General features: G+C 60.6%; 11 protein-coding genes, 2 tRNA genes and 1 rRNA gene. 12 read left to right on the forward strand and 2 right to left on the reverse strand.

Annotated elements, in window-relative coordinates:
* Positions 1–11: 11 nt before the first annotated feature.
* From FJ320_01905 to FJ320_01915, 3 genes are all read left to right on the forward strand, one after another.
* Positions 12–479: a thioredoxin-dependent thiol peroxidase gene (locus FJ320_01905; protein MBM3924736.1), complete on the forward strand. Its 468-nt coding sequence runs from the start codon at positions 12–14 to the stop codon at positions 477–479.
* 69 nt (positions 480–548) lie between these two features.
* Positions 549–1,424, forward strand: a complete 876-nt coding sequence (locus FJ320_01910; GenBank protein MBM3924737.1) for a tRNA (adenine-N1)-methyltransferase — start codon at positions 549–551, stop codon at positions 1,422–1,424.
* 1 nt (position 1,425) lies between these two features.
* Entirely contained in the window at positions 1,426–1,992 is a 567-nt protein-coding gene (locus FJ320_01915) for an HDIG domain-containing protein (GenBank protein MBM3924738.1), read from the forward strand.
* On the opposite strand, the gene FJ320_01920 is transcribed toward FJ320_01915, so the two are convergent.
* Entirely contained in the window at positions 1,989–3,200 is a 1,212-nt protein-coding gene (locus FJ320_01920; GenBank protein MBM3924739.1) for an SAM-dependent methyltransferase, read from the reverse strand. The genes FJ320_01915 and FJ320_01920 overlap by 4 nt on opposite strands.
* A gap of 59 nt (positions 3,201–3,259) precedes the next feature.
* Complete coding sequence (locus FJ320_01925; protein MBM3924740.1) at positions 3,260–4,405, reverse strand: citrate (Si)-synthase; 1,146 nt, start codon at positions 4,403–4,405, stop codon at positions 3,260–3,262.
* A gap of 197 nt (positions 4,406–4,602) precedes the next feature.
* On the opposite strand from FJ320_01925, the gene FJ320_01930 reads away from it, so the two are divergent.
* From FJ320_01930 to FJ320_01970, 9 genes are all read left to right on the forward strand, one after another.
* Positions 4,603–4,694 (forward strand) — tRNA-Ser (locus FJ320_01930).
* A 26-nt stretch (positions 4,695–4,720) separates the two neighbouring features.
* A complete protein-coding gene (locus FJ320_01935; GenBank protein ID MBM3924741.1) occupies positions 4,721–5,290 on the forward strand; it encodes a hypothetical protein in 570 nt (189 codons plus the stop codon).
* A gap of 14 nt (positions 5,291–5,304) precedes the next feature.
* Positions 5,305–5,607 (forward strand): molybdopterin converting factor subunit 1, encoded by a 303-nt coding sequence (moaD, locus tag FJ320_01940; protein MBM3924742.1) that lies wholly within the window; start codon positions 5,305–5,307, stop codon positions 5,605–5,607.
* Positions 5,604–6,095: a molybdenum cofactor biosynthesis protein MoaE gene (locus tag FJ320_01945; protein MBM3924743.1), complete on the forward strand. Its 492-nt coding sequence runs from the start codon at positions 5,604–5,606 to the stop codon at positions 6,093–6,095. Before moaD ends, FJ320_01945 begins: the two co-directional genes overlap by 4 nt.
* Positions 6,096–6,154: 59 nt before the next feature.
* Positions 6,155–6,271, forward strand: a 5S ribosomal RNA gene (rrf, locus tag FJ320_01950).
* Between the two features lie 351 nt (positions 6,272–6,622).
* Complete coding sequence (locus FJ320_01955) at positions 6,623–9,088, forward strand: ATP-dependent Clp protease ATP-binding subunit (protein MBM3924744.1); 2,466 nt, start codon at positions 6,623–6,625, stop codon at positions 9,086–9,088.
* Between the two features lie 103 nt (positions 9,089–9,191).
* Positions 9,192–10,478: an MFS transporter gene (locus FJ320_01960; GenBank protein ID MBM3924745.1), complete on the forward strand. Its 1,287-nt coding sequence runs from the start codon at positions 9,192–9,194 to the stop codon at positions 10,476–10,478.
* A 61-nt stretch (positions 10,479–10,539) separates the two neighbouring features.
* A complete protein-coding gene (radA, locus tag FJ320_01965; GenBank protein MBM3924746.1) occupies positions 10,540–11,970 on the forward strand; it encodes a DNA repair protein RadA in 1,431 nt (476 codons plus the stop codon).
* Between the two features lie 115 nt (positions 11,971–12,085).
* Positions 12,086–12,158: transfer RNA gene (locus FJ320_01970), tRNA-Thr, on the forward strand.
* Positions 12,159–12,225: the final 67 nt, after the last annotated feature.

Here is a 12,225-nt window from a genome sequence, read left to right on the forward strand (position 1 = left end):
GGAGCATTCCCATGCCAGAGCCCAAAGTCGGCGACAAGGCCCCGGACTTCTCTCTCCCCGCCTCCAACGGCAAGACCATCTCCCTCAAGGGCCTGGCAGGCAAAAAGGTCGTCCTCTACTTTTACCCCAAAGATGATACCCCCGGCTGCACCAAGGAGGCCTGCGGCTTCCGCGACGCCAACATTGAACTCGGTAAGCTGGGCGTCCAGGTCCTCGGCGTGAGTGCCCAGAACGTCGCCTCCCATCAGAAGTTCACCCAGAAATACAACCTCAACTTCCCTCTCCTGGCCGACACCGAAAAGACCGCCGCCAACGCCTATGGCGCCTGGGGCGAAAAAGTCTTCATGGGCCGCAAGACCATCGGCATGATACGCAAGACCTTTCTCATCGATGAGAAGGGTAAAATCGCCAAAGTCTGGCCCAAGGTCAAGGCGGAAGGCCACGCCGAAGAGGTCCTCGCCGCCATTAAAGCTGAGTAGTCCCATCCCAAACACCTCACGCAGCCAATACTTATATAATGAGGGCCAAAACTCCTCTGGAACAAGGACTTGTCGGAAAAAGACACCATCATGCAGGCGTTAGCCACCGTCCTCGGCGAGGCGTCCCATCGAAGCCTCTTCCGCGAGGGCGATTTGGCCCTGCTCATCGACCGCAAGAATCGCCGGTACCTCCTCACCCTTAAAAGCGACGGCGTCTTTCACACCCACCTGGGTTATCTAAAGCACTCTAACATCATCGGCCAGCCCCAGGGTTCCTGGCACCAGACCACCAATGGTCACCGCCTCCTGGCCCTTAAGCCTACCCTGTCTGATTACATCCTGCAGATGGAGCGCGTCACCCAGGTTATCTACCCCAAGGACGTCGGCGCCATCCTCATGCTGGCCGACATCTTCCCGGGTGCGCGAGTCGTCGAGGCTGGCTTTGGCTCCGGCGCCCTCACCCTGGCCCTCCTCCGCTCCACCGGCCCCGCCGGCCACGTCACGTCCTACGAGTTGCGCGAAGGCCAGGCCGCCAAGGCCCTCAACAACATCCGTCCCCTGCTCCCTTCCGACGCCCCCCTAACCCTTAAAGATGGCGACATCTACCAGGGCTTCGATGAGCGGGACATCGACCGGCTGGTGCTGGACGTGCCCGAGCCATGGCACGTCGTCCCCCACGCTCTCCACAACCTCACCCCCGGCGGCATCTTCCTGGCCTTCCTCCCCACCACCATCCAGGTCCACCGCCTCGTCGAGGCCATCAGCGCCCACCCCGAATTCCAGCTCGTCGAGACCATCGAGGTTATGTTGCGGCCCTGGCACGTCAGCCACAACAGCATGAGGCCCACCCATCGAATGGTAGGCCACACCGGCTTCATCACCACCGCCCGCAAGTGCCACCCCAGGCCCGGCGGCGCCCAGCCCATCCAGCAGCAGGAGGTGTAACATGGACCGCGCCAGCACCATCCAATTCCTTCAGCAGCACGTCAAGACCGATGTCCTTATGCGCCATTTGCTCGGCGTTGAAGCCGCTATGCGCGCTTATGCCCGGAAGTTCGGCCAGGACGAGGAGAAGTGGGGCGTCGCCGGCCTTGTCCACGACTTCGACTGGGAAATCGCTCCGACGCCCGAGTCCCACCCCATGTACGGCGCCGAGCTCCTGCGAAAGGCTGGCTATCCCGAGGAGATCGTCCGCGCCGTCCTCACCCACGGTGACCACACCGGCATTCCCCGCGAGTCGCGGATGGAAAAGACCCTCTTCGCCGTCGACGAGCTTTCAGGCTTCGTCCGCGCTGTAGCCCTGGTCCGCCCCAGCAAAAGCCTCGACGACGTGACGCCCGACAGCGTTCGCAAAAAGATGAAGGACAAAAAATTCGCCGCCGACGTCAAGCGCGAGGACATCACCAAAGGCGCTGAGGAGATGGGCCTGGAGTTGAATCAGCACGTCCAGTTCGTCATCGACGCCCTCAAGCCCGTGGCCCGCGACCTGGGGCTAAACAGCGGCCAGCCCTAGCCCAATCCCCACCGCCCCTCCATCAGCGGCACGTGGTGCGCCGTCCGCAGCGGTACAGGCAGCGACTCCACCAGCCTCGCCGCCTCCTCGCCGCCCTCCACGCCCCACAGCGGTCCTTTGGGCGCATCCTTGCACTGAATCAGCACCTTGAAGTCCCCCAGGCCGCCCGCTCTCGCCAGCTCCAGCATTCCCATCCGGTTGGCGTCCCTAACCCTCTGCTCTAACCCCATCGACGGCAACTTAGCTATCATCTGCCGCAGACCAAGGTTTGCTAGAAATCGCGCCTGCGGCAGCAGCGCCACCGGCGTCAGCCCCGCCCCTCGTCCCATCTCCACCACCGACGTGAAGTCCACATGCGACGTCATATCCTGCTGCCCGATGTGCACATAAGGATTGTCTATCTGGGCGTGTTTATAAAACGTCGTCAGCGTACCCCGCTTCCGCTCGATGGAGTACAACTCCCTGGCCTGATACCCGTAGTCAACTGTGACAACATACCCCCGCTTCAAAGCTGAGAACACCTCTCCCAGCCACTTCTCCAACCCCAGGTTAATCTCCGCCGTCTGTCCCTCCGTCAGCTTCACCCCCAGTCGGTCCAGCCGCTCCTCCAACCCTACCGTTGATGGCTCGTCCAGCGTCTCCGCTGGCTCCCCTCCCCTGAGCGTGACGTAGACCTCATACAACCTGCCGCCGCTAGCCGTCACCCGATGCACCGGCATAGCGTCCAGCAGTTCATTGGAGAGCACAACGCCCTCCACACCTTGCGCAGAAAGCTCAGAAGCCGACACCCGCTGCACCCTGCTGCTCAACTCGCGCGGCAACGCCCCCTCCGCTCCTGCCTGGCCGCGCCTGTCGATACACAGATAGCGTAGGGCGTCCAGGAACCCGTCGGGCAGTTGCGCCGCATAGCTCATGAAATCGTGGCAGAGGAGACCGTCACCCGCTCCCTGCTCCAACACCCAAAAGTTGCCAGTCCTGCCCATCAGTCCCCACATCTGCCACGCCTGCGCCGCCAACAGCGCTCCAAAGGCTGGGTGTGCCCCCGGCGAGGTGTAAAAATCTCCCTTGGCCCCGGTGGGGTCGCCGGAGGTATAGTAGCCGCCGTTAGGCCAGTAGAGGGCCGCTTCCATAAACTCGGCAAAGGTTATCGCGCCTTTTGCCTTGATTCGACGCTTTACCTCTTCGTATGCCGAAAGTCCAACTGTCACAACGCTCCCCAAATTAAAAGGGGGCCGTACGGCCCCCTTAAACGCTTGTCTAACTTGGCTTAACTCCGCTGTTGAATTGGCACGTAGGCCACGTCCATAGGGCCAGTGTATTCGGTGAGGGGCCGGATGAGAATGTTGTTGTCGTACTGCTCCATACACTGCAGCGTCCAGCCTGGTACACGTCCCAGGGCAAAGATAGGGATGAACAGGTCCTCGGGGATGCCCAGCAGGTGGTAGATGGAGCCGGCGTAAAAATCGACGTTGACGTAAATACCCTTCGACTGATACGGCTTCATCGCCTCTTCCAGCTTGGTAAGAATCTGGAACCAGTGGGGCTGGCCCTTCTGCTCGCCCAGCTTCTGGGACCGCTCCCGCAAGTGCCGCGCCCTGGGATCTTCCGCCCGGTAGACGCGGTGCCCGAAGCCCATGATGCGGCCTCTGCCCTCAATGGTCTTGCGGGCATAGGCCTGGGCGTTCTCCGCGCTGCCGATCTCTTGCGACATCTTCATCACCGATTCCGCGGCCCCGCCGTGGAGCGGCCCCTTTAGCGTGCCGATGCCCGTAACCACGGCGGAGTGCAGGTCCGATAGGGTGGAAGCGGTGACCCGGGCCGCGAAGGCCGAGGCGTTGGAGCCGTGTTCGGCGTGGAGAATAAAGTCCACGTCCATAAGCTTCTTCTCGTCATCGGTGGGCTTCTTGCCCGTGAGCATATAAAGGAAGTTGCCGGCGTGGTTCAGATCCTTGTCCGGCTTCACGGGCTCCTGGCCGTGGCGAATGCGATGGTGCGCCGCCACTATCGCCGCCGCCTGGGAGGTTAGGCGGATGCCCTTCCGTAGAGTGGCATCCTTGGAGTTGTCGTTCACCTCCGGATCGAAGGCCGACAGGGCGGACACGGCCGTCCGCAGCACATCCATGGGGTGGGCCTTTTTAACAAGGCTGATAAGCTGAAGCAGCTCGGCAGGGATAGGGCGCGCCGCCTTCAGGTCCTTGTCCAGTCTGGCTAAGTCGTCCCGCTTGGGGAGGCTTCCATATAGGAGAAGGTAGACAACTTCCTCAAAAGTAGACTTCTCGGCCAGGTCGTGGATGCTGTAACCGCGATAGAGAAGTTTACCCACCTGGCCGTCGATGAAGCTGGCGGCGCTGGTGTCGAAGTAAACGCCTCTAAGGCCTCGGGCAATAACTGGGGCTGCGGCTTTGGCTTCCATGGGGAGACTCCTTAAGAACCGATTATGCCCGCCATTGCGTCAACGACGGGTTTACGCTATCCAGGATTTCAGTCCTAGATGCGTTTGAGATTCTAGCAAAGGCCTATATACGTGTCAACGAGAATCGGATTGGCTCCGCCAGGTCTCGCCATTGAGGGCGTGGCGCGGGCCCTTAGGATATAATCTACAAGGGTTGTGGAGGGATGCCGGAGCGGACGATCGGGGTAGTCTTGAAAACTACTGTCCTGACTTGTCGGGACCGTGGGTTCGAATCCCACTCCCTCCGCCACATATAACTAGGGACTCGATTTTTAGATGACTAGGCAGCCAACGCAGGACAAGAAGAGCAGGCCCATTTCTGACGACGCCGTCAAGAAGGCCACCGGCAAGACCGCCGCCCAGTGGTTCGCCGTCATGGACGGCTTCGGCGCGCGAAAGATGCCCCACAAAGACATCGCCCGCCGCCTGGCCGAGACCCACCCGGACATCAGCGGCTGGTGGTCCCAGATGATTACCGTCCTCTATGAGCAAGAGCGCGGAATGCGCCAGAAGCACCAGACAACTTCGGGTTTCCAGGTCAGCGCCAGCAAGACCGTTCCCATCGCCCTTGATATGCTTTTTCATTCCTGGACAACCGATGATATTAGACAGCAATGGCTGGACCCCGCGTCCGTCACCGTCCGGTCAGCCACCCCGCAGAAGTACCTGCACATGGCCTGGAAACAGGACAAGTCCAGCATCGACATCAACTTCTATCCCAAAGGCGACGGCAAGAGCCAGGTGACGGTGCAGCACAGCAAGCTCCCCGACGCCCAGGCCGGCGAAAAGATGAAAGCCTACTGGAAAGGTGTCCTGGACCTAATGCAACAGGCCCTGGCCTCATAGCTACAAACTATACTATGGAAACCCGCAATCCCTCAAAATCACCCGGGGCCGCTTCCCCCGGCGAGTTATCTATCAATGTGCGCTTCTTCGCTTTATACCGGGAGCGCGCCGGCGGCCCCACCCACACCTTCCGCCTTCCGCCAGGCTCCACCGTCGCAGACCTGGTGTCCGCCGTGCGGCGCCGCTTTCCAGAACTGGCCCCCCCAGGTGTGGACATAGTCGTAGCGGTCAACCAGGAGTTCGCTGACAAAGAAGAAGTCCTCAAACAGGGGGACGAGGTCGCGCTAATCCCGCCCGTTAGCGGAGGCTGTATATGATTGTCCTCACCACTGATGCCCTAGACCCCGTCCCTATCACAGCATCCGTCCGCCGCGACTCCAACGGCGCAGTAGTCACTTTCCTCGGCGCCACCCGCAGGACATCCGAGGGTAAGACGGTCCTGTATCTCGAATACGAAGCCTATGAGCCTATGGCCCGCAAGAAGCTGGAAGAGGTCCGGCTAGAGGTCATGGCCGAGTTTAGGCTACAGGACATCGCCATCGCCCATCGGTTCGGCAGGCTGGAAATCGAAGACCTCAGCCTGGTGGTAGTCGTGGCGTCGCCCCATCGAAAAGAGGCCTTCCAGGCCTGCGCCCGCATTGTGGACAGGATAAAAGAGTCCGTCCCTATCTGGAAAAAAGAGGTCTTTTCAGACGGCCAGGTCTGGGTAGGGTGCCAGACCCACAACCACTCCATATCCAACCTTTCCGGCGCCCATGCCTCCCACGGGGATAAACGTGGCGCCGCAAACCTTGGCGTAAGGTAGGGTAAACACCCCTTGCGAAATTAGGCCTTTTGCAGGATAATGACTCTCACGTTGTTTTCCCTGGTGGTTAGAGCGGGGTGGCCCCACCCGTTCCCATTCCGAACACGGAAGTGAAACGCCCCAGCGCCGACGATACTGCCTTGGCGACAAGGTGGGAAAATAGGCCACCGCCAGGGGAAACTCGGACAACCCGCTCTTTACTCTCCCAACCACTTCCCCTTCCGCTGCATATGTGATTCAATTGTTAAATGATTCACATTCTTCGAAAAATCCCGATAAACTCATCTTGTACGCCTTTACACTTTTAGCTTTACCTACATATAATAAATCTAACCCCTGCGCGGCCCGTCACAAAGAGACAGAACTCGTAAGGAAACAGAACTGCGCAGGACGGCCCTTCGTACTAAATTAATAGGGGCTACACGCTTCGGTAATTAATCAGGAAAGGGGGGAATTCCTCACCGGAAGCACACCGCACAGACTGTGTCCATTATGCAGTCAGCCCCATCCAGGTTTGAGGAAGATCCATGTCAAGCAGATTTGAAAAGTTCTCGGAAAGAGCAAGAAAAGTCCTGACATACGCTCAGGAAGAGGCTCAGCGGTTTAATCATAACTATATCGGCACTGAACACATTCTCCTCGGCCTCGTCAGGGAGCATGAGGGTGTGGTGGCCAGGGTCCTCACCGACCTTGGCATCGATTTGAATAAGGTCCGCGCCGCTGTCGAATTTATTATCGGCCGCGGCGAAAAGCCCGTCAGCGGTGAAATTGGTTTGACTCCTCGCGCTAAGAAGGTTATCGAGCTGGCGGTGGACGAAGCCCGCCGCATGAACCACTCCTATATCGGCACCGAGCATCTTCTGGTAGGACTCCTTCGCGAGGGCGAGGGAGTGGCCTCCGGCGTTCTGGAAAGCCTGGGCGTCACCTTAGATAAGGTGCGCGCCGAGACCCAGAAGGTCCTCAGCCAGAGCGCGCCCTCGGCCCCCGGTCAGGGCTCCCGCAGCGCCACCCGCACTCCCACCCTTGACCAGCTAGGCATAGACCTCACCGCCGCCGCCAAGTCCAGCAAGCTGGATCCTGTGGTAGGCCGCGAGAAAGAGCTCGAGCGCGTTATCCAGATCATCAGCCGCCGCACCAAGAACAACCCCGTCCTCATAGGCGAGCCGGGCGTCGGCAAGACCGCCATCGTCGAAGCCCTGGCCCAGCGCATTATCACCGGCCAAGTCCCCGAAACACTTCAGGGCAAGCGGCTGCTGACCCTGGACATGGGCGCCCTGGTCGCCGGCACTAAGTATCGCGGCGAGTTCGAAGAGCGCCTCAAGAAGGTCATTGAAGAGATACGCAACTCCGGCAACTGCATACTGTTCATCGATGAGATGCACACCATTGTCGGCGCTGGCGCAGCTGAAGGCGCTGTCGACGCCGCCAACATCCTCAAGCCCTCCCTCGCGCGCGGCGAGCTTCAGACCATCGGCGCCACCACCCTGGACGACTACCGCAAGCACGTGGAGCGGGACCCCGCCCTGGAGCGTCGCTTCCAGCCTGTCATGGTGGAAGAGCCTACTGTGGAAGAAACGGTCAGCATCCTCAAAGGCATACGCGTCCGCTACGAAGAGCATCACAAGGTCACCATAACGGACAAGGCCCTTCACTCTGCCGCTACTCTGGCGGCCCGGTTTATCCCAGACCGTTTCCTCCCCGATAAGGCCATTGACGTGATGGACGAGGCCGCCTCACGAGTGCGCCTGCGCTCCAGCGCTACGCCCCTGTCTGTCTACGAGACCATGCGCGTCCTTGAAAGCGTCCGAAAGGAAAAGGACGACGCCATCGGCGGCCAGCAGTACGAGTACGCCGCCGAGCTTCGCGACCGCGAGCTTCGCCTGGCTGAAAAGCTGGAAGGCCAGAAGGAGCAGTGGCAGGACACCCAAGTTAAAGAGAAGCCCGTGGTCCAGGATGAAGACGTGGCCCACGTTGTAAGCCTCTGGACCGGCATCCCCGTCACCAAGCTCGCCCTGGAAGAGACTCAGCGCCTCCTCCACATGGAACAAGAGCTGCACAAGCGCATCATTGGCCAGGACGAGGCTATTGTCACTATATCCAAGGCTGTGCGCCGCGCCCGCGCCGGCCTCAAGGACCCCAGGCGGCCCGTGGGCGTATTCCTCTTCCTCGGCCCCACCGGCGTCGGCAAGACCGAGCTTGTGCGCGCCCTGGCCGAGTTCATGTTCGGCTCGGAAGAGGCCATGATTCGCCTGGACATGTCCGAGTTTATGGAGCGTCATACCGTCGCCCGGCTCATCGGCGCGCCCCCTGGCTACATCGGCTATGAAGAGGGCGGCCAGCTCACCGAGGCCGTTCGCCGCAAGTCCTACTGCGCCATACTCCTGGACGAGATCGAGAAGGCTCACCCCGAGGTCTTCAACATCCTCCTCCAGATCTTTGACGATGGTCATCTGGCAGACGCTAAGGGTCGCCGCGTAGACTTCCGCAACGCCATTATTGTGATGACCAGCAACCTGGGCTCCGACCTTATCCGTCGCGAGACCGCTATGGGCTTCTCCATCAAGGCGGAAGAGGCCAAGACTGGTGAGCAGGCTTACAAGCGAATGAAGGACAAGGTGCTGGAAGAGGTCAAGCGCTTCTTCCGGCCGGAGTTCCTTAACCGCATTGACGCCACCGTGGTCTTCCACACCCTGGCCAGGGACCACATCCTCCAGATTGTGGACCTCCTGCTCAAGCAGGTAGAGAAGCAGCTTTCCGAGAAGCAGATCAAGCTGGAAGTCACCCAGGCCGCCAAGGAACATCTGGGCGCGAAGGGCTACGATCCCAACTTTGGCGCCAGACCCCTGCGCCGCCTTATACAAAACGTTGTTGAGGATAAGCTGTCTGAGGAGCTTCTGGCCGGACGCATCCACGGCGGCGATACCGCCGTAGTTGACCTTGAAGGCGAGGATATCGTCATCAAGGCCAGCGTACCTGCCGTAGCTTCCACCTAAAGATACGGCCTCGCCTGGAAGGCGGATACGCATACGCCCACGGTTGACGGCCATCGCCGGCACCATCAGATAAATAAGCCAACGCCAAGAAAGGCCTGCTCCAATGAGTAGGCCTTTCTTCTATGGCTGGGTGGTGGTGGCTGCCCTTTTCATGGTGAACTTCGCCACCATGGCCACTGGCACCCTTAACTTTGGCCTCTTCGTCAAGCCCATGGGTGACTCCCTGGAGATGTCACGCGGCTTCATCGGCTGGTCCCAGACCACCCGCATGCTCTCCAGCGGCCTGTCCAGCGTCATCATAGGTAGGATGATAGACCGTCACGGCCCCAAGCTCCTCATCATCATTTCCTCTGTTGTCACCGGCATCAGCATGATAGCTATGTTCTACATCAACGCGCCGTGGCAGTTCCTGGTCCTTTTCGGTGTTATGGGACTCTCCGGGCTGTCATCCCCGGGGGCCCTCCTAACCTCCACACCGGTAGCCAAGTGGTTCGTAAAGAAAAGGGGCCGGGCGCTGGCGCTGACCACTATGGGTATAGGTATGGGGGGCATCGCCTTCATGCCCATCACCCAGATTCTCATCGACGCCGTGGGATGGCGCGGCGGCTGGGTGCTCCTCGCCATCATAGGTGTAGGCATTACAGTCCCCCTGGCGGCCTTCTTTATTCGCCGCCAGCCGGAGGACATGGGCCTCCGTCCTGACGGTGACCCACCGGACTCCGAACGCCCCGTCGGCGCCGTCGCTTCCGCCAGCCGTCAGGACGAGTATCCCTGGACCGTCCGCGAGGCCACACGCACTCGCGCCTTCTGGCTCCTTATCGCCTTCTTCTCCATTTTCGGCATCGCCCAGGGACTGGGCAGCGTCCACCGGCTTCCCTATTGGGAGGACAAAGGCTTCGACGCCACTATTGTTTCCCTGGCCTTCTCCGCCGACGCCGCCGGCGCCGCCCTCATGGCCTTCGGCGCCGGGCTGCTGGTGGACCGGTTTCAGGTCCGTTATGTAGCCTTCTGCTCCTGCATAGGGTTTATCGTGGCTGTAATACTGATGATTATGGCCTACAACACCTTCTTCCTATTCGCCTCCACCACCATCTTCGGACTGGCCGTGGGGGCCAACATGATCGTCACCGCCTACGTCTGGGCCGCATACTTCGGCCGCGCCTTCCTGGGCACCATTCGAGGCATCGTTATGCCAGCTGTCCTCATAAGCCAGGGTATCGGCGCGCCCCTGGCGGGATACATCTACGGCGCCAACAACGACAGCTACATCCTGGTCTGGTGGATGCTTATTGGCCTATTCGGCATGGCCGGACTCCTGATACTTAACATCAAGGCGCCGCCCAGGCCTGTGGAGAGCACCACCGTGCAGCCCCAGCCCGCCACGCCGTGAGCGCGGCTGCCCCCTCTGGTATAATTGTTCTAGCTTTTTCCTAGACTGCCGAGCGCCCAATTTGCCTTCCAACAAGACCCTTTTCTTCTGCCAGAACTGCGGCCACGAAAGCCCTAAGTGGATGGGCTTTTGCGCCGCCTGCGGCCTCCGCGAACCCCTCGTGGAGGCCCCGTCCGCCCCCAAGTCCGCCGCCCGCCGAAGCTGGATCGGCGGCGTCGGTTCCCAGCCCCAGGAGCTGTCCCAGGTTTCGACCAAAGACCAGCCTCGCATATCGATGGGTATGCCTGAGGTGGACACTGTCCTCGGCGGCGGCCTCGTCTCCGGCTCCCTCCTTCTCTTTGCTGGCGAACCCGGCGTCGGCAAGTCCACCCTGCTGTTGCAAGTCGCCAGCCACGTCTCCGGCCAGGGACGGCAGGTCCTGTATGTATCGGGCGAGGAGTCCGAGCGGCAAATAAAGCTTCGCTCCGACCGCATGGCCCTGTCCGGCCAGGGCGTCTTCCTCCTCGCCGAGACCGACGTCGACCTGATTCTTCAGCGCCTCAACGAGATGAAGCCCGCCCTGGCCATCATTGACTCCATCCAGACTCTATCCACCCAGGAGATCGAGTCCGGCCCCGGCGGCGTGGCCCAGGTGCGCGAGTGCGCCCTCCGCCTCCTTCGATGGGCCAAGGCCTCCTCCACCCCCGTGCTGCTAGCCGGGCATGTGACCAAAGACGGCGCCCTGGCCGGCCCCCGCGTCCTGGAGCACATGGTGGACGTTGTCCTCTATCTGGACGGCGAAAACCTCGGCGCCCACCGTGTCTTGCGGAGTGTCAAGAACCGCTTCGGCTCCACCAACGAGGTGGCCATCCTGCAAATGGACGGCAAGGGACTCAAGGAAGTCCAGGACCCCTCTCAGGCCCTCCTGGCCGAGCGAGGCGTCAAGGCCCTCGGCTCCGCCATCACCCCCATCCTGGAAGGCACCCGGCCACTAATGGTCGAGATACAAGCCCTTACCTCGCCTTCCGGTATGCCCGTGCCCCGCCGCACCGCCAACGGCGTGGACTTCAACCGAATGATCATGGTGGCCGCCGTCCTGGGACGCCGCACCAGGCTCTCCACCGCCGCCCAGGATATCATCGTCAACGTGGCCGGCGGCATGAAAGTTACTGAGCCTGCCGCGGACCTGGCGTTAGCCTTAGCCCTTGCCTCCAGCCTGAAAAACCAGCCCATAAAACAAGACCTCGTCGCCATCGGCGAAATCGGCCTCAGCGGAGAACTGCGCTCCGCTACCCAGATGGAGCGCCGCCTCTCGGAAGCGGCCAGGCTTGGCTTCAAACAGGCCATCCTGCCCGCCACCTCCCAGGGCAAATTGCCCCTTCCTCAAGGAATGACCCCCATCTATGTCCCCACCCTGGCCCGGGCCGTCACACTGGCTCTAGACAACTCCATGAACGGCGCGCAGTACGATGGCCCGGACATGGAGGAACCTCCGCAGGACGACAGCCCCTAGATATCCCTTCGTCTAAACCCTCCAAACGTCCTTGACGAAATTAACTGCATTTCGTACAATTTGTTATCACGTGACGGCCATGCCGTCGCGTTTATACGTTTGAGGGCGAATACGGGCCCCAGTAGCTCAACTGGCAGAGCAGCTGATTTGTAATCAGCAGGTTAAGGGTTCGAGTCCCCTCTGGGGCTTTCCCGGCGCTCGTTGTGAAAGTCCCAATCATATAGAGTAGGTAAGTCTTTCTCTTGTGTTAAACTC

This window comes from SAR202 cluster bacterium, from assembly GCA_016872285.1.
Classification (GTDB): domain Bacteria; phylum Chloroflexota; class Dehalococcoidia; order Lucifugimonadales.

Excerpts from the sequence above, each read along its gene's own strand:
- FJ320_01905 (MBM3924736.1), top strand. The coding sequence starts at position 12 with ATGCCAGAGCCCAAAGTCGGCGACAAGGCCCCGGACTTCTCTCTCCCC.
- FJ320_01915 (MBM3924738.1), top strand. The coding sequence starts at position 1,426 with ATGGACCGCGCCAGCACCATCCAATTCCTTCAGCAGCACGTCAAGACC.
- FJ320_01925 (MBM3924740.1), bottom strand. The coding sequence starts at position 4,405 with ATGGAAGCCAAAGCCGCAGCCCCAGTTATTGCCCGAGGCCTTAGAGGC.
- FJ320_01935 (MBM3924741.1), top strand. The coding sequence starts at position 4,721 with ATGACTAGGCAGCCAACGCAGGACAAGAAGAGCAGGCCCATTTCTGAC.
- moaD (MBM3924742.1), top strand. The coding sequence starts at position 5,305 with ATGGAAACCCGCAATCCCTCAAAATCACCCGGGGCCGCTTCCCCCGGC.
- FJ320_01945 (MBM3924743.1), top strand. The coding sequence starts at position 5,604 with ATGATTGTCCTCACCACTGATGCCCTAGACCCCGTCCCTATCACAGCA.
- FJ320_01955 (MBM3924744.1), top strand. The coding sequence starts at position 6,623 with ATGTCAAGCAGATTTGAAAAGTTCTCGGAAAGAGCAAGAAAAGTCCTG.
- FJ320_01960 (MBM3924745.1), top strand. The coding sequence starts at position 9,192 with ATGAGTAGGCCTTTCTTCTATGGCTGGGTGGTGGTGGCTGCCCTTTTC.